Origin of the sequence: Kribbella sp. CA-294648 (genome assembly GCF_050943845.1) — a bacterium.
Classification (GTDB): domain Bacteria; phylum Actinomycetota; class Actinomycetes; order Propionibacteriales; family Kribbellaceae; genus Kribbella.
In genome coordinates this window covers 5292235-5314965 of record NZ_CP191981.1, presented here as the reverse complement: position 1 = coordinate 5314965, position 22731 = coordinate 5292235, and the positions used below count along the sequence as shown (strand labels likewise).

Sequence of the window (22731 nt, the reverse complement as noted above, 5' to 3'; positions counted from 1 at the left end):
CAAACCGTAACGGACGGGCTTAACGTTTGAACAGCTCTTCTCATCATATGGAATCCATATGATATGGTTTCGATATAACCAAAGGAGAGGCGAGGACGATGCGGATCACGGTGTTCGGAGCGACTGGGCGGATCGGGGCTGCGGCGGTTGAGCAGGCGTTGGAGGCGGGCCACAAGGTTGTTGCGGTCGTGCGCGCTTCGGCGCAGTACGAGGTGCGGCATCCGGCGCTCGAGGTGGTGAAGGTGACAGGGCTGACCGATGCGTCGGAGCTGGTCCGGGCGGTGGATGGTGCGGAGGCGGTGCTGTCGGGGGTCGGGCCGCGCGGGCGCAAGGACGGGCCGGTCACGTCCACGTCGACCCGCTCGATCATCCAGGCGATGCAGCAAACCGGAGTACGCCGGTACGTCGGGGTCAGCGCCGCACCCGTCGGACCGGTGCCACCGGGAGACAGTCTGGTCAACCGGGCGCTCATCCACCCGTTCTTCGGGTGGTTCCTGAAAGACACGTACGCGGACCTCGCGCTGATGGAGGACGAACTCGCCCAGTCCGGCCTCGACTGGACCGTCGTCCGCCCGCCCCGACTGGTCAGCAAGCCGGTGACCGGCGTCTACCGCACCGCCCTCGATGCCAACCTGCCCCGCGGCATGGCGATCTCCCGTGAAGACACCGCCCACCTCATGCTCGCCACTCTGGCCGACCCGACCACGACCGGCCACACGATCGGGATCGCGTACTGATGAGACTCATCCGGTTCATCAATCTGTGGACGGCCGGTGTGTTCGCGGGTTTCCTGCTGACGGTGCTCGTTCTCGAACACTCGCTCCGCCGCTTCGACGCGCAGGTCTACACCCAGGTGCGCCAGGTGGAGCTGGTGCGGCTGGACACGCTCGCCATCGTGACGTTGCTTCCGGCAATCATCACCACGGCGATCCTGGTACTCCGGGCCAGGCGCGGGCCGGCCCTGGCCGCGCTGGTGCTCCTGATCGGCGTGTTCGTGCTGACCCTTGCGGTGAACCTGCCGATCAACTCCGATCAGACCCATTGGGTGGTCGAGAGCCCGCCGGCCGACTGGGCCGACGTACGGGATCGGTGGCAGGTCTCGCATCTGGTCCGGACGGTTGCGGCGATGGTCGCGTTCGGTCTGCTGGCCGGGGTGCGTTGGCAGCCCGCTGAGTAGGGTGTTGTTCGGGGTACGGACAACACGAGGAGCGCATCATATGAGTCCGGTAGCTTCTGAGGAGGCTCGGCGGCGACGGCGGCTGGCGACCGAGATCAAGGACTCGCTGCGCGTGCTGAGCAACCAGCTCTCCCTGCTCAACCACCAGGTCGGCGCGCAACTCGCCCTCAAGGACGTCGACCTGGACTGCCTGGACCTGATCAGCCGGGAAGGTCCGCTGACGCCGAGCATGCTGGCTCGCCGGACCGGCCTGCACCCGGCGACCATGACCGGCATCCTCGACCGGCTCCAGCGCGGCGGCTGGATCACCCGCGAACGCGATCCCGAGGCCACCGACCGCCGGGCGGTGATGATCCGCGCGCTCCGCGACCGGAGCGCCGAGGTCTTCCAGGCTTATTCCGGTATGAACACCACCATGGACGCCGTCCTGGCCGAGTACTCGGCCGCGGACCTGGAGCTCCTGGTCGACTTCCTGCAGCGCACCACGGCGGCCGGCCAGACCGCGACGAGCGAACTCGCCGAGGCCTGACCGGCGCCGGATGAACTAACGGGGTGAACTAGCGGGCGATGGCCACGCAGGTGGTGGTGGCCTTCCTGGTCGGGTCGGACTCCGAGGTGGCGGTCAGGGTCACCTGAGCCAGGCGACTGGCGTTGCCACTCGGCTTGGCCTGAACAGGGACCTTGATGGTGGTGCCGGTCTTGGCCGTGGCCAGCGCGTTGGGCAGTGCGATGGCCCAGCCCTTGCCGCTGACCTTGGCGGACAAGCGATAGACGTCGCTGTTCAGGTACTGCGCGACATCCTCAGGGTGCTCACCTTGCGGCGGCGCCGTCTTGCCCGTGTTGGTCAAGGGGAAGGCGCAAGTGGTGGCGCCGTCAACGCCGGTGAGGCCGACGGTCGGCAGCAGCCGGACGCCGCGCTTCTGCGGGCCGGAACCGTCGAGCGAGCGGATCGCCACGGTGTACGAGAGCTCGCCCGAGCTGTTGCGGTGCACGTTGGTGATGTAGAGGTGCAGCCGGTTGGCCTGGTCGACGTACTCGTACTCGCTGCCCGAGTTGGTCCCGGCGTGGAACAGCGCGTCGGACAGCTGGCGGTAGTCGCCGATCGTGATCGGGACCTTGGTGCCGTCGGGCAGCACGTAGTCGGTCATGTTGATGTCCTGCGGGTTCGCGTCGATCACCCACTCGAAGGGCGCCGTGTCCTGGTTCTTCGTCTTCGCCAGCAGGACCCCGGAGTCGGGTGTGAACGAGTCGGTGCCGACCCGGTCGACGACCTCGACGGTGTAGTTGTTGTAGTTGCCGCCGTCGCACAGCGGGTCGGTGGTGACGTTGCAGGTGGGGGAGAGGTCGCCGGTGCCGAGCGCGATGTTGACGCCTGACAGTCCGGTGGCTCCCGGCTGGATCGCCCTGGCGGTGACGTCGGCGACGACCACCCCGGACTGGGCCAGTGCTTCGCGCGACAGCCGCAGTACGTTCTGCTCGTCGACCATCTGCAGTTTGATCTTGTTGCGCAGCATGTGTTGCGCGCCCATCGACGCGCCACCCGTCGCCGGGATCATCCACCGGCTGTGTGGGCCGCCGGGGCCGTTGAAGGTGCCGCGGCTGAGCATCTCCCAGATGCCGCTGTACGCGCGCCGTGGCGGGACGCCGAACGGGTTGTTGTAGTTGTCGCCGATGCCGAGCACGTGGCTGAGCTCGTGGGCGAAGACCGACATGCCGGAGCTTTCGGCCTGCGTGGTCGAGCCGCCGCCGGCGTTGGGCCAGAGGGTTGAGCCGGACGCCCACGACGTCCAGGGGACGTAGCGGGTCAGCGACCAGTTCGGCAGGGCCGGGTCGGGCGGGCCGAAGGCGTCGGTGACGTCCTCCTTGGTCGGGAACTTCATCGGCCCGAACTCCTGCCAGGTGGACGACTCGTCCTGGCCGGCGCTCATGTAGAAGATGAAGTCGAACCCGGCCGGTACTTCGGCGCCGACATCGGCGACCCAGGCCGCGCGGGCGTCGGTCCGCAGGTTCTTGGTGCAGGTGTCACCGGCGGGACAGGCCGTGCCGCCCTGGAACTCCATCGCGTACTCGTGCGACTTCCCCGGCAGCTGATAGGCACCGAACGAGGTCAGCTCGACGCCGTACCGGCCGCCGGAGTCCTCCATCCAGTACTCGTGGATGGTGTGGCCGCGGTTCAGCGCGTTGGGCGTGTTGAGGAAGTCGCGGTAGAAGTCCGCGACCTGCTCCCGCGGTACGCCGCTCGCCTCGGCACTCGGATTGCCGAACACCGACGAGCCCTTCGGCTGAGTCACCACGAACGGCTGGTTCGGATAGTCGACGAGCACGAGCGCGCCCTTGAACGTCCGGACCGACCCTTTCTTGCTCGGATCGGCCCAGTTGGTCCCAGGCGGCTTCTTGTAGTCGGCCCACGTCATGTGGTCCGGGTTGACCCAGTTCTGCGGGTCGAGGGGAGCGCCGAAGCCAGGCTGCGCTGCGATCCGCTTGGCAGCAGGCTTCTGCTCCTGCCACGGCTGCTGCTGCGGCCAATGATCGAACTGCCACGGATGGACTGGATCAGCCTGCGCTGGATCGCCTGGGGCCGCCGGTACTACGGACGCGGCAGCGGGGCCGGCCTCAGCGCTTGGTCCGGCACTGCGCAGTCCGGCACCTGGCGCGGCAAAGGCAAGCCCTGGAAGCGAGACAGCGGCCACCAGAGCGGTCGCGCGCAGGGCAAGACGGAATTTTCGTTGCTCAGACACGGGCGGGGTCCGATCGACGAAGGAATCATGCGGTCTTTCAGCATGCCCCATGCCGGTCCTGGAGGCGAGAGAACGAGCTCACTGTATACAGTATGTGAAGAAGTGGGTAGGGTGCTGGTATGTACTCAGTCACGAATCCTGCGACGGGTGAACTGGTCGAAGAGGTGCCGAACTCGACTGCTGAGGAGGTGGAGGCGGCGATTGCGCGGGTCCACGGCGGCTATCAGGCGTGGCGGCGGCGGAGTGTGGAAGAGCGGGCCGCGATCGTGCGGCGGGCGGGGGAGTTGTTTGCTGAGCGGGCCGACGAGCTCGCGGCGATCATGACGCTGGAGATGGGCAAGCGGATCAACGAGGGCCGTGGTGAGGTCGGCATCGTGGTCGACATCTTCGAGTACTACGCCGAGCACGGGCCGGCCCTGCTGGCCGACGAGCCGATGACGCTGAAGGGTGGCCGGGCGGTCATCACCAAGAACCCGATCGGTCCGCTGCTCGGGATCATGCCGTGGAACTTCCCCTGCTACCAGGTCGCCCGGTTCGTCGCCCCGAACCTGGTCCTGGGCAACACGATCCTGCTCAAGCACGCGTCGATCTGCCCGCGCTCGGCCGCGGCGATCGAGTCCGTACTCCGCGACGCCGGCGTACCGGAGGACGTCTACGTCAACACGTTCGCCTCCTCGCGGCAGATCCCGGCGATCCTCGCCGACCCCCGCATCCAGGGTGTCTCGTTGACCGGCAGCGAACAGGCCGGCATCTCGGTCGCCGCCGAGGCCGGCCGGAACCTCAAGAAGACAGTGCTCGAGCTCGGCGGCTCCGATCCGCTCATCGTGCTCGACAGCGACGACCTGGACGAGACGGTGAAGGCCACGGCGACCGCCCGGATGCGCAACTGCGGCCAGTCCTGCAACGCGCCGAAACGGATGATCGTGCTGGCGGACCTGTACGACGAGTTCGTCGACAAGCTGACCAAACGCGTGGCCGACTTCTACCTCCCCGGCGACCCGGCGGACCCGGAAACCAAGCTTCCCCCGCTGGCCTCGATCGCCGCGGCCGACGAGGTCGCCGAGCAGGTCGCCCGCGCAGTACGGCAGGGAGCGACGCTGCGCACCGGCGGTCAGCGGATCGAGCCCGGTGCGTACCTCGAAGCGACGGTGCTGACCGACGTGACGCCAGAGATGGACGCGTACTACGAGGAGATCTTCGGGCCGGTCGTCATCGTCTTCAAGGCCGCGGCGGACGAGGAGGCGATCGCGATCGCCAACGACTCGCCGTTCGGACTCGGGGCCAGCGTGTTCGGGACCGACCCGGAGCGCAATCGCCGGGTGGCCGACCAGATCGAGTCGGGAATGGTCTATCTGAACAGCGCCGGCGGGTCGCAGGCCGATTTGCCGTTCGGCGGGATCAAGCGGTCCGGCATGGGCCGCGAACTCGGGCCGGCCGGCATCGAGGAGTTCATGAACAAGAAGTCCATCCGGCTCTGAACCGGATGGGCTTCCGTGGGCACCGCCGTACCGGAGTACAGGGAGCTGGTGTCAGCCGATGGCACCCAGGAGGGTTTTGGTGAAGGCCGGCAGGTCGTCGGGGTTGCGGCTGGTGATCAGGTTGGCGTCGGTGGCGACGGTCTCGTCCACCCAGTTGGCGCCGGCGTTGCGGAGGTCGGTCCGGAGGCTGGGCCACGACGTCACGGTCTTGCCCCGGACGACGTCCGCTTCGATCAGCGTCCACGGCGCGTGACAGATGGCGGCCACCGGCTTGCCGGAGTCGACGAAGGCCTTGACGAAGCTCGCCGCGGTCTCGTCCGTCCGCAGCGCGTCCGGGTTGGCCACGCCGCCGGGCAGCACCAAGGCGGCGAAGTCGTCGACCGAGACGTCCCCGACAGTCTGATCGACCGGCTTCTTCTCAGCGGCCGTGAGGTGGTCGAAAGTCTGCACCTCCCCGGTCTCCGGGCTCAGCAACACCGGCTGATGACCGGCCTCCGAGACGGCCTTCCAGGGTTCGGTCAACTCCACCCGCTCGATGCCTTCGGCAGCGACCAGGAATGCGATCTTCTTCTTGTCTGCCATAGGGCGCCGGTACCCGGTCGGCCGCGGCGTACACGACCTGGCTGGATAAAGTTGCGGCCGTGAACACTGTGAGGGCGTCGCACATCGTCTGGGACTGGAACGGCACCCTGCTGCACGACAACGCGGTGGTACTTGCCGCAGTCAACGAAGTCTGCGCCGCCTTCGGCCGCGCGCCGTTGCAGTGGGAGGAATGGCAGGAGTTCTACTCCCGCCCGGTTCGCGCTTGCTACGAACGCCTGCTGGACCAACCCCTCGACGACGAGGCCTGGGCTCGCGTCGACCGCCTCTACCACGACCGGTACGACGTACTGCTGCACACGAGCGTCTTGGCCCCCGGCGTACCGGACCAGCTGGTCACCTGGCAAGAAGCCGGCCGAACCCAGTCCCTGCTCTCGATGTGGTTCCACTCGCAACTCGTCCCCACCATCGCCGGCCACGGCCTCACCGACCTCTTCAACCGCGTCGACGGCCTCCCCGGAGAACTAGGCGGCGAATCCAAAACAGACCACCTGATCCGCCACCTAAACGCCCAAAACCTAGACCCGGCTTCGGTGGTCGTAATCGGCGACGTAGTAGACGACGCCCTGGCAGCAGCCGCAGTCGGCGCCCCCTGCATCCTCGTAGCCACCGGCGCCATGACCCGCCCAGCCCTCGAATCAACCGGCGCCCCGGTAGCCAACACCATCCCCGAAGCCATGCGCTACGTAGTACCGGCCTGAGGTCGCTCCGCGGTGTAGGCGTTCAGAAGGCGAACCACCCCGTCCGCGCCTGCCAGTGCCGTCCAGATCGAAGGTGAGTCACGTACGCCTTTCGCAGTGAGGTGTCTTGGGGCAACTTCGCCAGGAGGTCGGCGGTCACCGGCTCGTTCTGACTCGGGCGCCCGAAGACGTATTCGAGCATGTCGCCGTCTGAAAAGTGCAGACCATCCGATCCAGGCGGCTTCAGTTCGAAGCGCTGGAGAAAACGCACGAGGTTCGATTGCTCGGGGAGGTACTCGGTGAGCTGCGGATCGAGCAACCAGGAGTGGCAGACGAAGTGCGAGACCCGCTCTTCGGGGAAATGGCGGTTGAAGAACGCGCGGGCCAGGGCGAGTGATTCGTCGCAGGAGCCCGGGGACAGCGGGGTGCCGGAGGGGATGTGCAGATTCAGCAGGAATCCTGTCGTGCCGTCCGGGAGTTGGCCGAGACCTCGGTCGTACTCGAGCCGGCCCAGCCGGTACTCGGCACCGCGGAACTTCAACGGTGGACACCACTGACCGAATCTCCCGATTCCGCCGAGCCCGTGAAGGGATCGGTGCTGGGCCATCGCGGACCCCAGCTGCGACAGCGTCTCCCACGATCGTCCGCGGTCGATACCGCGCGCGGCGTGGTACTGAAGTGTCTCGGGCAGGACCGCGAGATAGAGCCAGACGTACAAATGGAGCGCTACCGGATCGGTTTCGGCCGTCATCGCCGGGAAGCCGTCGTACCCCTTGGCCGGCAGTCCGCAGCCCATGTTCGACGTCAAGTCGCGATAGCACAGTTCGAGCTGACGCCACAGCTCTGGATGCTTCCGGGGATCAGGCCGGGCGGCCAGTGCCTCCTCTCGGTCCCCAGGCGATGCGCCCAGTTGCTCCAGTAACCGCGCTGCGTCCGCGTCCGAGGGAAGTTCAAGCACGGAACCCAACCTACCCACAGCTCCGGGAGCGCGAACGGGCCGAGAGCTGAGCGCTCGCGGCCCGTTCGGGGAGGGGTGGGGTTAGCTGTTGATGTCGTCGTCCTGGCCGTCTAGGGAGTCGAGGCGGTCCTTCGCCTGGTCTACGCCCTGGTCGATCTTGTCGCCGTGCTGGCCGCCGGTTTTCTCGTCGGCCATGCCGCCGGCCTTGTCGAGGCCTTCGCTGACCTTGTCGCCGTGCTGGTCGACCGCGTCGGTCGCCTTGTCCTTGAAGCTGTCGAAGGCACCCATGTCGCTCTTCCTTTCGTCGGAGTCGAGCATCCGGCGGCTCCTCGCCCCCTCCGCAGGGCGGGGCCGGACGCTCTGTACTCCGGCCATGTGCCCCTCCGTCCGGTTGCCAAACGCAACGGGACCGGCCGGTTACCCGGTGACACCCCAATTCCGATACGCAGGGTGAAAAGTTACCGGATCTCACGCTGAGTTGTATATCTCTGACGCTCCGCGAGGTATAAGGGGCAGATGGGTCGAACCGCCCCTTGGACCTAGGAGGAGTAATGGCTGCATTGCAAGGAGAAGTGTCATGGTTCTGTTGCGGGAACGCATGGGGACCGTGTGGATCGGTCGGTCACGGTGCCTGCGGGACCTGCAACTCGGGGAGCTACCAGCACGCCTGGACCAACACCTCGGACGCCTGTTACGCGATCACGCGTCCCGACCGCTGTGGGATCACCGGCGTCTCCCGGCGTACCTGCGGGTTCCGGCACGCCACGACCAACTTGTGCAACGGCAAGCGGGTCGTCACCAGCATCGCCGACTGCGGGCCGCAGACGGACCTGTTCTGTGGTGAGCGGGCCTGCTGTGGCGGTACCTGCGCGTCCAACCGGGTCATCGACCTGACCCCGGCCGCGTTCAGCGCGATCGCGAGCCTGAGCGCGGGACTCGTCCCGTGCCGGGTGGACGCGGGCTGAGGGGGACTGACCGATGAAGAACACCATGGATCGCCGCACCCTGCTCACCAGTGCGGTAGTCGGCACCACAGCGACCCTCGTCGGCGCGACCGCGATGGGCTCGCTTGCTCCCGAGACGGCCTTCGCGGCCCGCTCGCAGGACCCGGAACCGGGCAGCCCCGACCCGAACTTCGCCGAAGGACGGGTGACCGCCCGCGACGGCAGCATGCTCGTCGTCTCCGGTTCCGACGGCAGGTTCCACCGGCTCCGTCTGACCGGTGGGACCAGCGTCTGGAAGCTCCGGCCGACCACACTCGACCAAGTCAAGATCGGTGACGGCCTGTACGCGCGCGGCGTCCTGCTGCCCGACGGCACGCTGGCGGCCGAGGCGGTCTGGGTGAACATCGTCAACCTGATCGTGCACGTCACCGCGATCGGCCGGAACGTCCTGCACCTGGACCATCACGGCGCCAAGATCGTCGGCCACGTCGTACCGGGGACCAGCGCCGCGGTCTACAACGGCAAGCCGGCGGTGGCCGACATGTCGATGGTGAAGGTCGGCAAGCGCGCCCAGGTGATCGGTGCCTGGCGGCCGGACACCAACGAGATCGACGTCGCCACCATCTACGCGACGGCCTAGGGAGGCCCGCCGATGATGGGACAAGTGGCGGCTCTGCAGGCGCTGGTGATCAGCGCGTTGCTGGTCTGGTCGTCGTACGGGAAGCTGGTCGGGGCGATGGTCGGGGCGAGAGCCCGACGGACGGCGCTGAAGAAGATCGTCGGCGAGGAGAAGGCTGAGCCGGCGTTTCGTGCGGTGGGTGTGGTCGAACTGTTGCTCGGCGCGCTGCTGTTGCTGCCACCGCTCTGGGCAGTGGAGAGTCCGGCCGCGATCGCTTTGGCTGTGGGCTTTCTGGCGTATCTGACCTACGCGCGGGTGGCCGCTCCGGACTCGTCGTGCGGTTGCGCGGGTTCGGCGACCGCGCCCGTGACGTGGCGGTCGTTCGGCCGAGCTGGGTTGCTGCTGGTTGCTGCGGTACTGGCGTCGACGGCTGACGTCGGCTGGTGGTCGATGCCGGGAGTCGCCGCCGTTGCGGTCGTGATCGTCGAGGTGATGCTGTTCGTTGCCTTGTCGCCCGAACTGGACCGCCATTGGTTGTTGCCGCTGCGCCGATTGAAGGTGAGGCTGACCCACCCGATGGCGGCCACCGCGTCGTACGACGTACCGCTGGCCACGACGCAGCATCAGTTGTTGCGGAGCGGTGCCTATCGCGCGGTGAACTCGTTGCTGCGATCGGACATCCGTGACCAGTGGGAGGAAGGGGACTGGCGTTTCGTCAGCTACACCGCGTCGTACGGCGAACGTCCGGCGACGGCGGTCTTCGCAGTACCGCGGCTGCGGTATGCGCCGGAAGAGATTCGAGTCGCGATCGTCGACGACGAGAACGGCGAGACGGTCTACCGGCCTTCGCTGCTGCCGGTACTGGCCTGACCAAACTGTCCTGCTGATCTCACCCGGAGATCAGCAGGACAGTTGTCAGACGCTGCGCAGGACCGAGACGACGATGCCGAGGATGACGGCGTTGTCGCCGTCGATCACCTCGTAGGCGTCGTTGCGCGGTTCGAGGTACACGTGGCCGTTGCGGCGGCGGTAGACCTTGACGGTGGCTTCCTCGTCGATCATCGCGGCGACGATCTGGCCCGAGTGCGCCTCGGTCTGCTGCCGGATCACCACCATGTCGCCGTCGCAGATGGCCGCGTCGACCATCGAGTCGCCGCGCACCCGGAGCGCGAAGATGGTGCCCCGGCCGGTCAGCTCGCGCGGCAACGTGAGGGTGTCGTCGAGGTGCTCGATCGCGGAGATCGGCGTACCGGCCGCGATGTCACCGACCACCGGCACCGCCACCGAGTCGTCGGCAACCGCCTGCGGCCGGCTGTCCTGCAGGAACATCCGCACGTCGATCGGCCGCGACATCGACTGACTCCGGCTGAGAAACCCTTTCTCCTCCAGCGCCGCCAGATGCTTCGACACCGACGACGAAGACCGCAACCCCACCGCCTCACCGATCTGCCGCGTACTCGGCGAGTACCCGTGCCTGACCACCCAGTCCCGAATAGCCACCAGAATCTTCTGCTGCCGTTCCGGAAGACTCGCGGCATTCAATTGCTCAAAGGGATCAAGTGCGTCGTAGGTCACCGGCGAATTCTGTCACAAACGGGCAGGGTGCCGGGTCTTATGTCACAGCGGGGAAGTGATCTCGGTGACGGACGGCTGAGCCTCGTGGTGGACATGATGATGTGACACACGACAGGTCAAAGGAGATCTGGATGGTAGTCGGTAGTGGTTTCGTGGAGCATCAGATTGCGACCTCTGTGCTGGTGATCGGGACCGGGGGAGCGGGGTTGCGGGCTTCGATCGAGCTGGCGGAGCGCGGGGTCGAAGTACTTGCTGTGGGCAAGCGTCCGCGGGCGGACGCGCACACCTCGCTGGCGGCGGGTGGGATCAATGCGGCGCTGGCCGCGATGGATCCGGAGGACAGTTGGCAGCAGCACGCGGCCGACACTCTGAAGGAGAGCTATCTGCTGGCCAACCCGGTCACCGTGCAGATCGTGGCCGAAGGGGCCGCGCGCGGGATCGAGGATCTCGAGCGGTACGGGATGCCGTTCGCGCGGGAGGGTGACGGGCGGATCTCGCAGCGGTTCTTCGGTGCGCACACCTACCGGCGGACGGCCTTCGCCGGTGACTACACCGGGCTGGAGATCCAGCGCACGCTGATCAACCGCGCGCTGCAACTGAAGGTGCCGATCCTCGACACCGTCTACATCAGCCACATCCTGGTCAAGGACAACGTCGTCTTCGGTGCCTACGGTTTCGACCTCAACGACGGCACGCGGTACGTGATCCACGCGGACGCCGTCATCCTGGCCGCCGGTGGGCACACCCGGATCTGGCGACGGACCTCCTCGCGCCGGGACGAGAACACCGGTGACTCCTTCCGGCTCGCGGTCGAGGCCGGTGGACGGATCCGCGATCCCGAGCTCGTCCAGTTCCACCCGTCCGGCCTGATCGAGCCGGAGAACGCGGCCGGCACGCTGGTGTCGGAGGCGGCTCGTGGCGAAGGCGGTCAACTCCGCAACAACCTGGGCGAGCGGTTCATGGCCCGGTACGACCCTGAGCGGATGGAGTTGTCGACGCGGGACCGGGTCGCGCTGGCGGCGTACACGGAGATCAAGGAAGGCCGCGGTACGCCGAAGGGCGGCGTCTGGCTCGACGTCTCGCACCTGCCGCGCGAGACGATCATGCGCCGGCTCCCACGGGTCTACCAGACGCTGCTCGAACTCCAGATGCTCGACATCACCCAGCAGCCGATCGAGATCGCACCGACCGCGCACTACTCGATGGGTGGCGTGTGGGTGCGGCCCGACGACCACGGGACCGGCGTCGACGGCCTGTACGCGATCGGCGAAGCGGCCAGTGGGTTGCATGGCGCCAACCGGCTCGGCGGGAACTCGCTGATCGAGCTGCTCGTGTTCGGGCGGATCGTGGGGGTGGAGGCTGCGAAGTACTCGAAGGACAAAGAGTCGCAGGTGCGGTCGGCCGACGTACTGGGTGAGGCCCGGGCGGAGGTCGACGGGTTGCTCGCGAGCGACGGGCCGGAGAATGTGCGTGCCCTGCAACGAGTCCTGCGCGACACGATGACCACGCACGCCGGTGTGGTCCGTGACGAGGAAGGCCTGCTGACCGGCTTGTCGGAGCTGGCCGCGTTGGAAGAGCGGATGCAGAACGTCGGCGTCCACCCGGACATCGCCGGGTTCCAGGATCTGGCGCACGCGTTCGACCTGAAGTCCTCGGCGCTGGCTGCTCGCGCGACGCTCGACGCGGCCCTGGTACGCCGGGAGACGCGCGGCTGCCACAACCGGTCGGACTATCCCGAGCTGGACGAGTCGCTCCAGGTGAACCTGGTCTGGTCCGGGCCGGGCAAGGTCGAGCAGGAGGAGATCCCGGCGATCCCCGCGGACCTCGCAAGCCTGATGCAGGAGGTGTCCAGCGCCGGCAAGCTGGTCGAGTAAGGAGTCCTACTCGGCGGGGCGGGAGATCCCGAGACCGCTGCGGGCATCGCGACCGTACTTCGCGATCTCCGCGGCGAGGTCGAGCCGGGAGACCCCGCCCTTGGCGCGGTCCTCGTCGGTGAGCAGCGCGGCCGGAATGATCCAGACGATCTCGAACTCCAGACCGTCCGGGTCCCGGCCGTAGAGGGACTTGGTGGTGCCGTGGTCGGAGGCACCGACCAGCGCGCCGGCGCCGGTGAGGCCCTTCGCCAGGTCCTCGAGGTCGCCGAGCGTGTCGACCTCCCAGGCCAGGTGGTAGAGGCCGACGGTCGTCCGGCCGGCCCCCGACGGGCCGGCCTCGGCGCCGAGCTGGAACAGGCCGAGGTCGTGGTCGTTGGTCGATCCGGGCGCACGCAGGAACGCGGCGCCCTGGAAGGAGTCGCCGCCCTCGATGTAGCCGAAGCCGAGAACGTCACGGTAGAAGGCGACACTCGCGGTGACGTCGCGGACGTACAGGACAGCGTGGTTCAGCCGGAAGATCGCCATGCCCCCATGGTAGTTGAGGACTCAACTTTGGGAAGGGCAGCCTCAGTGGCGCTTGGCGGCCTTCGCCTCGCGCACCCGCTCCGCCTCAGCCTGTACGTCGGCCTGGATGGCGCGCTCGCGCTGCAGCCACTCCGGGTTCTCCTCCCGCAGTTCCTCGATCTGCTCGGTGGTCAGCGGCTCGGTGACGCCACCCCGGGCGAGACCGGAGATGGAGATGGCCAGCCGGGCGGCGATGACCGGACGGGGGTGCGGGCCGGTCCGGCGCAGCTCGCGCAGCCACTCCGGCGGGTCGGCCTGCAGTGCGTTGAGCTCGTCGCGGGACACCACACCCTGCTGGAACTCCTCGGGGGTGGCTTCCAGGTACACGCCCAGCTTCTTGGCCGCCGTCGCGGGCTTCATCGTCTGGGCTGTTTTCTGCGAACTCATGTCCCCAGGGTATCGAGGATGCAGACCCGTCCCGACCACGCCGGATAGCCTGACCGGGTGACTGCACCCTCGTTCCGGCTCGCGTACGTTCCCGGCGTCACGCCGACCAAGTGGGTGCGGATCTGGAACGAGCGGCTGCCCAGGGTCGCGCTCGAGCTGATCGGCGTACCGGCGGCCGAGGCGGCCGGCCTGATCCGGGACGGCGGTGCCGACGCGGGGCTGGTCCGGCTGCCGATCGACCGGACCGGGCTGAACGCGATCCCGCTGTACACCGAGACGACAGTGGTCGTCGCACCGTTGGACCATCTGGTCACGGCGGCGGAAGAGGTGACCGCCGCCGATCTCGCCGACGATGTCGTACTGCGTCCGCTGGACGACACGCTCGAGTGGGACGAGTTGCCGGGCGAGCCGTTCGCCGAGCGGCCGGAGACGACCGCGCAGGCCATCGAGCTGGTCGCGGCGGGAGTCGGGCTGCTCGTCGTACCGCAGTCGCTGGCGCGGCTGCATCACCGCAAGGACCTCACCTACCGGCCGATCACGGACGCGCCCGAGTCGCGGGTGGTGCTGAGCTGGCCGGAGGGCGAGAACAGCGACTTGATGGAGCAGTTCATCGGCATCGTCCGCGGGCGGACGGTCAACAGTTCGCGGGAGCGTCCGGCCGAGCCGGCCCGGAAGAAGACCGAGAAGGCGAAGGCCGAGGCGAAGAAGCGGGCAGCACAGCCCGCGCGAGGCAAGGGGCGCGGCAAGCCGCGACGCTGATCAGCAGCCGCTGGGCGCGTAATCTTGACTCATTCCAGAAAAGGGGCCAGACTGCAGAGCGTGACCACAGCGGCGGATCTCGAGCACAGGCTGCGCGGGGCCGCGTTGCGGGTGACGCGACCGCGGCTGGCCGTGCTGGCCGCAGTGCACGAGCATCCCCACGCCGACACGGACTCGATCATCCAGACCGTGCGGACCGAGCTCGACGTCTCCCACCAGGCCGTGTACGACGTCCTGCGCGCGCTGACCACGGCCGGTCTGCTCCGGCGGATCCAGCCCACCGGTTCGGTGGCCCGCTACGAGTCGCGGGTCGGTGACAACCACCATCACGTCGTCTGCCGGTCCTGCGGAGCCATCGAGGACGTCGACTGCGCCCACGGCTCCGCTCCTTGCCTGACGGCATCGGACGATCACGGGTACGTGATCGACGAGGCCGAGGTCGTCTACTGGGGTCTGTGCCCCACCTGCTCCACCACGTCCAGAAATCCTTGATCCGGAAGGTTTGCCGTGTCTGAAGGTCCGAACGCCGAAGTCGGCGAGATGAACGATGAGAGCGGCGCCCAGTGTCCCGTCGCACATGGGCAGCTCAAGCACCCGACCGAGGGTGGCACCAACAGTGAGTGGTGGCCGAACCAGCTCAACCTGAAGATCCTGCGCAAGCACCCGGTCGAGGCGAACCCGATGGGCGGCGAGTTCGACTACGCCGAGGCGTTCGCCACCGTCGACCTGGACGAGCTGGCCCGCGACATCGACGAGGTGCTGACCACGTCGCAGGACTGGTGGCCGGCCGACTTCGGGCACTACGGCCCGTTCATGATCCGGATGGCCTGGCACAGCGCCGGCACCTACCGGATCCACGACGGCCGCGGTGGCGCGGGCGCCGGTATGCAGCGGTTCGCGCCGCTGAACAGCTGGCCGGACAACGGCAACCTGGACAAGGCCCGCCGGCTGCTCTGGCCGGTGAAGAAGAAGTGGGGCGCCAAGGTCTCCTGGGCCGACCTGATGATCTTCACCGGCAACCGCGCGCTGGAGACGATGGGCTTCAAGACCTTCGGCTTCGGCGGTGGCCGCGCCGACGTCTGGGAGCCGGACGAGGACGTCTACTGGGGTCCCGAGACCACCTGGCTGGGCGACGAGCGCTACACCGGTGACCGGGAGCTCGAGACGCCGCTGGCAGCGGTCCAGATGGGCCTCATCTACGTGAACCCGGAAGGCCCGAACGGCAACCCGGACCCGCTCGGCTCGGCCCGCGACATCCGCGAGACGTTCGGCCGGATGGGCATGAACGACGAGGAGACCGTCGCGCTGATCGCCGGCGGCCACACCTTCGGCAAGACGCACGGCGCGGCCGACCCGGAGAAGTACGTCGGGGTCGAGCCCGAGGGCGCTCCGCTGGAGGAGCAGGGCCTGGGCTGGAAGCAGGGCTTCGGCAAGGGCAAGGGCCGCGACACGATCACCAGCGGTCTGGAGGTCACCTGGACCTCGACTCCGACCCAGTGGAGCAACGGGTACTTCGAGAACCTGTTCGGCTACGAGTGGGAGCTGTCCAAGAGCCCGGCCGGCGGGCACCAGTGGGTGGCCAAGGACGGCGCCGGGGCGAACACCATCCCGGACCCGGAGGACGGCACGCTGAACCGGCCGCCGACGATGCTGACCGCCGACCTGGCGCTGCGCTTCGACCCGATCTACGAGCAGATCTCGCGCCGCTTCCTGGAGAACCCGGACCAGTTCGCGGACGCCTTCTCCCGCGCCTGGTTCAAGCTGACCCACCGCGACATGGGCCCGATCCAGCGCTACCTCGGCCCGCTGGTGCCGCAGGAAGAGCTGGTCTGGCAGGACCCGGTACCGGCCGTCGACCATGAGCTGATCGGCGCCGACGACATCGCCGCACTCAAGGCGCAGATCCTCGGCACCGGCCTCTCGGTCGCGCAGCTGGTCAGCACCGCCTGGGCATCGGCAGCGTCGTTCCGCGGCAGTGACAAGCGTGGCGGCGCGAACGGCGCCCGCATCCGGCTCGAGCCGCAGCGTGGCTGGGAGGTCAACGAGCCCGACGCGCTCGCGCAGGTCCTGCGGACGCTGGAAGGCGTCCAGGAGACCTTCAACACGAGCGGCAAGAAGGTCTCGCTGGCCGACCTGATCGTGCTCGGTGGCGTCGCCGCCCTCGAGACGGCTGCCAAGGCCGCCGGGTACGACGTGGAGGTGCCCTTCACGCCGGGCCGCACCGACGCGTCGCAGGAGCAGACCGACGTCGACTCCTTCGCCGCGATGGAGCCGACCGCCGACGGGTTCCGCAACTACCTCGGCAAGGGCAACCGGCTGCCGGCGGAGTACCTGCTGATCGACCGGGCGAACCTGCTCACCCTGACCGCGCCGGAGATGACCGTCCTGGTCGGTGGCCTGCGCGTCCTGGGTGCCACCCATGGGCAGTCGCAGCACGGCGTACTGACCGAGCGGCCGGGTCTGCTGACCAACGACTTCTTCGTCAACCTGCTGGAGCTGGGTACGACGTGGAAGCCCTCGACCGCCGACGACGGGACCTACCAGGCCATCGGCGCCGATGGTGCGGTCAAGTGGACCGGCACCCGGGCGGACCTGGTCTTCGGCTCGAACTCCGAGCTGCGGGCACTGGCGGAGGTCTACGCCAGTGACGACGCGCAGGAGAAGTTCGTCCGCGACTTCGTCGCCGCGTTCGACAAGGTGATGAACCTGGACCGCTTCGACATCCGCTGATCCAGTGTCACAGGACAGCCCGGGCCGGTTGGCCCGGGCTGTTCCTATGAGTTGGGACCCCGACTCGACGGTAGGGGTTTCCGCCTGGGAATGTGTGCGGTGACAGGTTTCCCGACGACAGGAGTACTGCCCGGTGTTCAGCCGTATCGCCATCGTCAACCGGGGAGAAGCCGCCATGCGGCTGATCAACGCGGTCCGCGAGCTCAACGCCGAGACCGGGAGCCGGGTCGAGACGGTGGCGTTGTACACCGACGCCGAGCGCTCCGCGACCTTCGTCCGGGCGGCCGATCTGAGCTACCCGCTGGGGCCGGCGGCCAGTCGGCCGTATCTGGACCACGCCAAGCTCGAGCGGGCGCTGGTCGAGACCGGCGCGGACGCCGCCTGGGTCGGCTGGGGCTTCGTGGCCGAGGACCCCGGGTTCGCCGAGCTGTGCGCGCGGATCGGTGTCACGTTCATCGGCCCGAGCGCGGAGGCGATGCGCAAGCTCGGTGACAAGATCGGCTCGAAGCTGATCGCCGAGGAGGTCGGCGTACCGGTCGCTCCATGGAGCCGGGGCGCGGTCGACTCGCTGGAGGCGGCGATCGCGTCGGCGGCCGAGGTCGGCTACCCGTTGATGCTGAAGGCAACGGCCGGTGGTGGTGGCCGCGGCATCCGGGTGATCCGCGACGAGGACGAGCTCCGCGAGGCCTACCAGCGGACCAGCGACGAGGCCGCTCGCGCCTTCGGTAGTGGTGTGGTGTTCCTGGAGCGCCTGGTCACCGGCGCCCGGCACGTCGAAGTACAGGTCATCGCGGATGGCCAGGGCACCGCCTGGGCGCTGGGTGTGCGGGACTGCTCGGTGCAGCGGCGCAACCAGAAGGTGATCGAGGAGTCGGCGTCGCCGGTCCTCTCATCGGACCAGAACGCCGAGCTGAAGGAGTCCGCCGAGCGGCTCGCACTCGCCGTCGGCTATCGCGGCGCGGGCACGGTCGAGTTCCTCTATCACCCCGGCGACAAGCTGTTCGCCTTCCTTGAGGTCAACACGCGGCTGCAGGTCGAGCACCCGATCACCGAGCTGACCACCGAGTTCGACCTGGTCAAGGCGCAGCTCCACGTCGCGGCGGGTGGACGGCTCGAAGGGCAGCAGCCTGCCGAACACGGTCACGCCGTCGAGGCCCGGCTGAACGCCGAGGACCCGGATCGCGACTTCGCGCCGTCGCCCGGCCGGATCGCCCGGCTGCGGTTGCCGTCCGGCCCGGGCATCCGGGTCGACACCGGCGTCAGCGAGGGTGACGAGATCCCGGCCGACTTCGACTCGATGATCGCCAAGATCATCGCCTTCGGCCGGACCCGCGAGGAGGCGCTCGGCCGGCTGCGCCGCGCGGTCGCCGACACGACGGTCGTGCTCGAGGGCGGAGCGACCAACAAGAGCTTCGTGCTCGATCTGCTCGACCAGCCCGAGGTGATCGACGGCAGCGCGGACACCGGCTGGATCGATCGGGTCCGGGCCGAGGGCCGGCTGGTGTCGAGCCGGCACTCCGGCGTCGCGCTGATCGCCGCCGCGATCGAGGCGTACGAAGAGGCCGAGCGGGTCGAGCGGCAACGGCTGCTGGAGACCGCTCGCGGTGGCCGGCCACAGATCCAGCACGAGGTCGGCCGCGCGATCGCGCTGAAGCTGCGCGGCGCGGCGTACAAGGTGTCGGTGGCCCGGATCGGTCCGCACCGGTACCGCGCGGGCGTGGGTTCGGGCGAGGAGCAGCAGTACCTCGACGTCGAGATCGAACGGCTCGACGCGTACGACGCGCGCATCCTGGTGGCCGGCCGGCGGTTCCGGCTGATCACCGCGACGCACGGGCCCGTCCATCTGGTCGAGGTCGACGGCGTCACGCACCGGGTCAGCCGCGACGAGGGTGGCGTGATGCGCGCACCCGCTCCGGCTCTGGTGGTCGCGACTCCGGTCGCGGCCGGCGACGAGGTCGAGGCGGGCGCACCGGTGCTCGTGCTGGAGAGCATGAAGATGGAGACGGTGCTCTACGCGCCGTTCAAGGCGATCGTGCGGGAGCTGCCCGTGTCCGCCGGCAGTCAGGTCGAGACGGGCGCACCGCTGGTCCGGCTGGAGCTGGTCAGTGGTGCCGAGGTCAAGGTCGAGACGGCGGAGAGCGCCGACCTCGAGCTGCCTGAGCCGCCCCGCCCGACGGCCGCCGACCGCGCCGCCCGCGGCCTGGACGATCTGCGCAGCATGCTGCTCGGGTTCGACATCGACCCGCGCGACGAGGGCCGGACGTTGGCGGAGTACCTGGAGGCCCGGGCGGAGCTCGCCGAGCCGCCGGTCGCCGACGAGATCGAGGTACTGCGGCTGTTCGCCGACCTGGCCGAGTTGAGCCGCAACCGGCCCGTCGGTGAGGACCTCAGCACGGAGCTGCGGGTCCACAGCCCCAAGGAGCACTTCCACACCTACCTGCAGACGCTCGACACCGAGCGCGCCGGGCTGCCCGCCGAGTTCTGTGAGCGGCTGGCCCGGGTGCTCGGCCACTACGGCGTCAAGGATCTGGACCGCAGCGACGAACTGGTCGACGCGGTGTTCCGGATCTTCCTGGCCCAGCAGCGCACGTCTCCCGACGTACTGCTGGTGACCGCGTTGCTGCAGCAGTGGCTCGCCGAGCCGCTGCCCGCACCGCCGTCGGATGCCGAGGCGAACGCGCTGCTCGACCACTTGGTGCTGGCCACCCAGCTGCGGTTCCCGGTGATCGGTGACCTGGCCCGCAGTGTGCGGTTCCGCTGGTTCGACCAGCCGCTGGTCGACCAGGCGCGGGCCGAGGTGCTGTCGATCGTCGGTGACGAGCTGGCGACGCTCGCGCTCGACCCGGACGCTGCCGACTACGCGGAACGCGTCGAGGCGCTGGCGACGATCCCGGAGCAGATCGTCCGCTTCCTGGCCGACCGGCTGGAGCGCGGGGTCAACGGCAACGAGCCGATGCTGGAGGTGCTGGTTCGCCGCCACTACCTTGAGCACGAGCTGCACGATCTGCGCAACGCCAGCGTGAACGGCCGCGCGGTGACCACCGCCGACTACACGTTGGACGAGCGGCCGACCCACCTGGTCAGCACGATCGGCACGGTCGATGAGCTCGCTGATCCGGAGAGCGCGCTGGTCCACGACCTGACCGCGGAGATCGTCGCGCGTCCGGCCGGCCACGAAGCAGTCACCGACCTCTACCTGTCCTGGCCCGGTACGCCGGAGCACCAGCAGGAGGCGTCCGACCAGCTGTGCGGGATCGTCGCCGCGCTGCCGTTCATCCAGCAGGTACGCCGGGTCGCCATCGCGGTGGTCCCGGGTGGCGGCCGTGAGGTCTGGTACTTCACCTACCGCCCGTCGGTGGACGGAATGGTCGAGGACGACAACGTCCGCGGCGTGCACCCCATGGTCGGTCGCCGGCTCAACCTGTGGCGGCTGCGCGACTTCCGGATCACCCGGCTGGAAGCCCCCGAGGACGTGCTGCTCTACCACTGTGTTGCCCGCGACAACGAAGCTGACGAGCGCCTGGTGGCTCTGGCACAGGTTCGTCAGTTCGCCGTGGTCCGCGACGAATCCGGCAAGGTCACTTCACTGCCGCATGTCGAGCGGGCGATCGCGAACTGCCTGGAGGGAATCCGCCGGGCCCGTACTGCGCGCGGCGCGGCCGGCGCCCGGCTGGAGATGAACCACGTCTGGGTGACGGTCTGGCCGGTCATCGACGGTCAGGTCGCCGAGCTGACTGCACTGCAGCGCAACATCGCGCCGCTGACCTCGGGCGCCGGGATCGAGGAGGTCGTCGTCACCGGCCGCGTGATCGGCTCGAACGGCCAGCCGTTCCCGGTGGTCGGCCGGTTCTACTACCAGCCCGGCGCCGGCGTCGTCACCGCGGTCGAGCGGCCCGCCACCGAGCCGCTCAAGCCGCTCGACGACTACGCCCAGAAGGTACTGCGGGCCCGTCGCCGCAACACCGTCTACCCGTACGAGGTCGCCGGCATGGTGGTCGGCGCGGGCGGCAGCTTCGTCGAGCACGACCTGGACGACTCGGGCGCACTCGTCCCGGTCCAACGGCCGCGCGGCCTCAACAAGGCAGGCCTCATCGTCGGCGTGATCAGTACGCCGACCCGTCGGCACCCCGAAGGCGTCACCCGGGTCGTGCTGAGTGGCGACCCGACCAAGGCACTCGGCGCGGTCGCCGAGGCGGAGTGCGCCCGCATCATCGGCGCGCTCGACCTGGCCGAGAGGCTCGGCGCCCCGGTCGAGTGGTTCGCGGTCTCCGCCGGGGCCCGGATCTCGATGGACTCCGGTACCGAGAACATGGACTGGGTCGCGAAGGCGCTGAAGCGGATCGTCGAGTTCACCCAGGCCGGTGGCGAGATCAACGTGGTGGTGGCCGGTATCAACGTCGGCGCGCAGCCGTACTGGAACGCCGAGGCGACCATGCTGATGCACACCAAGGGCATCCTGGTGATGACCCCGGACAGCGCGATGGTGCTGACCGGCAAGCAGACGCTGGACTTCGCCGGTGGGGTGTCGGCCGAGGACAACTTCGGCATCGGCGGCTACGACCGGGTGATGGGGCCGAACGGGCAAGCGCAGTACTGGGCGCCCGATCTGGCCGGTGCGCGGGACATCCTGATGGCGCACTACGACCACACGTACGTCGTACCGGGGGAGAGCGGGCCGCGGCGGGCGGCGACCTCGGACCCGCACGACCGGGACGTCACCGTGTATCCGCATGATCCGGTCGATGGCGGGTTCACCTCGGTCGGGGAGATCTTCGGGACCACGACGAACCCGGACCGCAAGAAGGCGTTCGACATCCGCACGCTGATGCGGGCGGTGTCGGACCAGGATCACCCGATGGTCGAGCGCTGGGCCAACATGGCCGACGCGGAGACCGCGGTCGTCGCGGACACCCGGCTCGGCGGGCTGTCGGTCTGCCTGCTCGGGATCGAGTCCAAGCCGGTACCGCGGCGTGGTTTCCCGCCCACCGACGGGCCGGACACCTACAACGGCGGCACGTTGTTCCCACGCTCGTCGAAGAAGGCGGCCCGCGCGATCAATGTTGCCAGCGGCAACCGTCCGCTGGTGGTGCTGGCGAACCTGTCCGGCTTCGACGGTTCGCCCGAGTCGATGCGCAACCTGCAGCTCGAGTACGGCGCCGAGATCGGCCGGGCGATCGTGAACTTCCAGGGCCCGATCGTGTTCTGCGTCGTCTCGCGGTACCACGGTGGCGCGTTCGTCGTCTTCTCCAAGGCGCTCAACCCGTCGATGACGGTGCTCGCGGTGGAGGGTTCGTTCGCGTCCGTGATCGGTGGCGCGCCGGCGGCCGCGGTGGTGTTCTCCGGTGAGGTGAACAACCGCACGTCGGCCGACCCCCGCGTCACCGAGGTGTCGCACCGGCTGGCCGAGGCCGAGGGGGCCGAGCGCGCCGCGCTGACCAACGAACTGGCCGAGATCCGCTCGGCGGTCCGGGCGGAGAAGCTGGGTGAGGTCGCGGCCGAGTTCGACCGCGTCCACAACATCCACCGAGCCGTCGCCGTCGGATCGGTCGACGCGGTGATCAGCCCGGAGGAGCTCCGCCCGCAACTCATCGCCGCCATCGAAGCCGGCCTGGCCCGAGCCCTCTGAGGGGTCAACCCCTCAGGGGGTG

The 22731-nt window shown here is 68.6% G+C and carries 20 protein-coding genes; 13 read left to right on the top strand and 7 right to left on the bottom strand.

Features of this window, described 5'->3' with window-relative positions:
* Positions 1–98 precede the first annotated feature (98 nt).
* Genes ACQPYM_RS25175 through ACQPYM_RS25165 form a run of 3 tightly spaced genes read left to right on the top strand, consistent with a single transcriptional unit; the run spans position 99 to position 1706 of the window.
* Positions 99–737, top strand: a complete 639-nt coding sequence (locus tag ACQPYM_RS25175; protein ID WP_433004526.1) for an NAD(P)-dependent oxidoreductase — start codon at positions 99–101, stop codon at positions 735–737.
* Complete coding sequence (locus tag ACQPYM_RS25170; RefSeq protein WP_433004523.1) at positions 737–1177, top strand: anthrone oxygenase family protein; 441 nt, start codon at positions 737–739, stop codon at positions 1175–1177. The genes ACQPYM_RS25175 and ACQPYM_RS25170 overlap by 1 nt, the downstream gene beginning before the upstream one ends.
* A gap of 40 nt (positions 1178–1217) precedes the next feature.
* Positions 1218–1706, top strand: a complete 489-nt coding sequence (locus ACQPYM_RS25165; RefSeq protein ID WP_433004520.1) for a MarR family transcriptional regulator — start codon at positions 1218–1220, stop codon at positions 1704–1706.
* A 28-nt stretch (positions 1707–1734) separates the two neighbouring features.
* Here ACQPYM_RS25165 and ACQPYM_RS25160 read toward each other — a convergent pair whose 3' ends face one another.
* Entirely contained in the window at positions 1735–3915 is a 2181-nt protein-coding gene (locus ACQPYM_RS25160) for a M6 family metalloprotease domain-containing protein (RefSeq protein WP_433004517.1), read from the bottom strand.
* A 119-nt stretch (positions 3916–4034) separates the two neighbouring features.
* Between ACQPYM_RS25160 and ACQPYM_RS25155 the strand changes: the two genes are divergently transcribed.
* Positions 4035–5393 (top strand): NAD-dependent succinate-semialdehyde dehydrogenase, encoded by a 1359-nt coding sequence (locus ACQPYM_RS25155; RefSeq protein ID WP_433004514.1) that lies wholly within the window; start codon positions 4035–4037, stop codon positions 5391–5393.
* Positions 5394–5444: 51 nt separating this feature from the next.
* Here ACQPYM_RS25155 and ACQPYM_RS25150 read toward each other — a convergent pair whose 3' ends face one another.
* Positions 5445–5975 carry a type 1 glutamine amidotransferase domain-containing protein gene (locus ACQPYM_RS25150; RefSeq protein WP_433004511.1) on the bottom strand — a complete coding sequence of 177 codons (531 nt, stop codon included), beginning with the start codon at positions 5973–5975 and terminating at the stop codon, positions 5445–5447.
* Between the two features lie 59 nt (positions 5976–6034).
* Between ACQPYM_RS25150 and ACQPYM_RS25145 the strand changes: the two genes are divergently transcribed.
* The gene (locus tag ACQPYM_RS25145) at positions 6035–6694 is read left to right on the top strand and encodes an HAD family hydrolase (protein ID WP_433004508.1); all 660 of its coding nucleotides are present in this window, start codon (positions 6035–6037) and stop codon (positions 6692–6694) included.
* Between the two features lie 22 nt (positions 6695–6716).
* Here ACQPYM_RS25145 and ACQPYM_RS25140 read toward each other — a convergent pair whose 3' ends face one another.
* A complete protein-coding gene (locus ACQPYM_RS25140) occupies positions 6717–7631 on the bottom strand; it encodes an acyltransferase domain-containing protein (protein ID WP_433004505.1) in 915 nt (304 codons plus the stop codon).
* Between the two features lie 81 nt (positions 7632–7712).
* Positions 7713–7949 (bottom strand): antitoxin, encoded by a 237-nt coding sequence (locus ACQPYM_RS25135; protein WP_433004502.1) that lies wholly within the window; start codon positions 7947–7949, stop codon positions 7713–7715.
* A gap of 233 nt (positions 7950–8182) precedes the next feature.
* Between ACQPYM_RS25135 and ACQPYM_RS25130 the strand changes: the two genes are divergently transcribed.
* From ACQPYM_RS25130 to ACQPYM_RS25120, 3 genes are read left to right on the top strand one after another with little or no spacing between them, the layout of a single operon-like run.
* Positions 8183–8596 (top strand): hypothetical protein, encoded by a 414-nt coding sequence (locus tag ACQPYM_RS25130; RefSeq protein ID WP_433004499.1) that lies wholly within the window; start codon positions 8183–8185, stop codon positions 8594–8596.
* Between the two features lie 13 nt (positions 8597–8609).
* Complete coding sequence (locus ACQPYM_RS25125) at positions 8610–9215, top strand: cell wall protein (RefSeq protein ID WP_433004496.1); 606 nt, start codon at positions 8610–8612, stop codon at positions 9213–9215.
* Between the two features lie 12 nt (positions 9216–9227).
* Positions 9228–10064 carry a MauE/DoxX family redox-associated membrane protein gene (locus ACQPYM_RS25120; protein WP_433004493.1) on the top strand — a complete coding sequence of 279 codons (837 nt, stop codon included), beginning with the start codon at positions 9228–9230 and terminating at the stop codon, positions 10062–10064.
* Between the two features lie 45 nt (positions 10065–10109).
* On the opposite strand, the gene lexA is transcribed toward ACQPYM_RS25120, so the two are convergent.
* Positions 10110–10769: a transcriptional repressor LexA gene (lexA, locus tag ACQPYM_RS25115; protein ID WP_433004490.1), complete on the bottom strand. Its 660-nt coding sequence runs from the start codon at positions 10767–10769 to the stop codon at positions 10110–10112.
* Between the two features lie 152 nt (positions 10770–10921).
* On the opposite strand from lexA, the gene ACQPYM_RS25110 reads away from it, so the two are divergent.
* Complete coding sequence (locus tag ACQPYM_RS25110) at positions 10922–12643, top strand: L-aspartate oxidase (RefSeq protein WP_433004487.1); 1722 nt, start codon at positions 10922–10924, stop codon at positions 12641–12643.
* Positions 12644–12649: 6 nt separating this feature from the next.
* On the opposite strand, the gene ACQPYM_RS25105 is transcribed toward ACQPYM_RS25110, so the two are convergent.
* Together ACQPYM_RS25105 and ACQPYM_RS25100 are read right to left on the bottom strand one after the other, a co-directional pair.
* Positions 12650–13168: a VOC family protein gene (locus tag ACQPYM_RS25105; RefSeq protein ID WP_433004484.1), complete on the bottom strand. Its 519-nt coding sequence runs from the start codon at positions 13166–13168 to the stop codon at positions 12650–12652.
* Positions 13169–13210: 42 nt separating this feature from the next.
* Positions 13211–13594, bottom strand: a complete 384-nt coding sequence (locus ACQPYM_RS25100) for a DUF5997 family protein (protein WP_433004481.1) — start codon at positions 13592–13594, stop codon at positions 13211–13213.
* A gap of 57 nt (positions 13595–13651) precedes the next feature.
* On the opposite strand from ACQPYM_RS25100, the gene ACQPYM_RS25095 reads away from it, so the two are divergent.
* The 4 genes from ACQPYM_RS25095 (at position 13652) to ACQPYM_RS25080 (ending at position 22709) form a co-directional block, all read left to right on the top strand.
* Positions 13652–14353, top strand: a complete 702-nt coding sequence (locus ACQPYM_RS25095; RefSeq protein WP_433004478.1) for a LysR family substrate-binding domain-containing protein — start codon at positions 13652–13654, stop codon at positions 14351–14353.
* Positions 14354–14413: 60 nt separating this feature from the next.
* Positions 14414–14845, top strand: coding sequence for a Fur family transcriptional regulator (locus tag ACQPYM_RS25090; RefSeq protein WP_433004475.1), 432 nt, complete (start codon positions 14414–14416; stop codon positions 14843–14845).
* A gap of 48 nt (positions 14846–14893) precedes the next feature.
* The gene (katG, locus tag ACQPYM_RS25085; protein WP_433023381.1) at positions 14894–17083 is read left to right on the top strand and encodes a catalase/peroxidase HPI; all 2190 of its coding nucleotides are present in this window, start codon (positions 14894–14896) and stop codon (positions 17081–17083) included.
* Positions 17084–17216: 133 nt separating this feature from the next.
* Positions 17217–22709 carry a carboxyl transferase domain-containing protein gene (locus ACQPYM_RS25080; protein WP_433004472.1) on the top strand — a complete coding sequence of 1831 codons (5493 nt, stop codon included), beginning with the start codon at positions 17217–17219 and terminating at the stop codon, positions 22707–22709.
* Positions 22710–22731 lie beyond the last annotated feature (22 nt).

Bases quoted from the DNA above. Each gene is read 5' to 3' on its own strand.
- ACQPYM_RS25175 (WP_433004526.1), top strand. From the start codon at position 99: ATGCGGATCACGGTGTTCGGAGCGACTGGGCGGATCGGGGCTGCGGCG.
- ACQPYM_RS25170 (WP_433004523.1), top strand. From the start codon at position 737: ATGAGACTCATCCGGTTCATCAATCTGTGGACGGCCGGTGTGTTCGCG.
- ACQPYM_RS25165 (WP_433004520.1), top strand. From the start codon at position 1,218: ATGAGTCCGGTAGCTTCTGAGGAGGCTCGGCGGCGACGGCGGCTGGCG.
- ACQPYM_RS25155 (WP_433004514.1), top strand. From the start codon at position 4,035: ATGTACTCAGTCACGAATCCTGCGACGGGTGAACTGGTCGAAGAGGTG.
- ACQPYM_RS25150 (WP_433004511.1), bottom strand. From the start codon at position 5,975: ATGGCAGACAAGAAGAAGATCGCATTCCTGGTCGCTGCCGAAGGCATC.
- ACQPYM_RS25135 (WP_433004502.1), bottom strand. From the start codon at position 7,949: ATGCTCGACTCCGACGAAAGGAAGAGCGACATGGGTGCCTTCGACAGC.
- ACQPYM_RS25130 (WP_433004499.1), top strand. From the start codon at position 8,183: ATGGCTGCATTGCAAGGAGAAGTGTCATGGTTCTGTTGCGGGAACGCA.
- ACQPYM_RS25125 (WP_433004496.1), top strand. From the start codon at position 8,610: ATGAAGAACACCATGGATCGCCGCACCCTGCTCACCAGTGCGGTAGTC.
- ACQPYM_RS25120 (WP_433004493.1), top strand. From the start codon at position 9,228: ATGATGGGACAAGTGGCGGCTCTGCAGGCGCTGGTGATCAGCGCGTTG.
- ACQPYM_RS25105 (WP_433004484.1), bottom strand. From the start codon at position 13,168: ATGGCGATCTTCCGGCTGAACCACGCTGTCCTGTACGTCCGCGACGTC.
- ACQPYM_RS25100 (WP_433004481.1), bottom strand. From the start codon at position 13,594: ATGAGTTCGCAGAAAACAGCCCAGACGATGAAGCCCGCGACGGCGGCC.
- katG (WP_433023381.1), top strand. From the start codon at position 14,894: ATGAACGATGAGAGCGGCGCCCAGTGTCCCGTCGCACATGGGCAGCTC.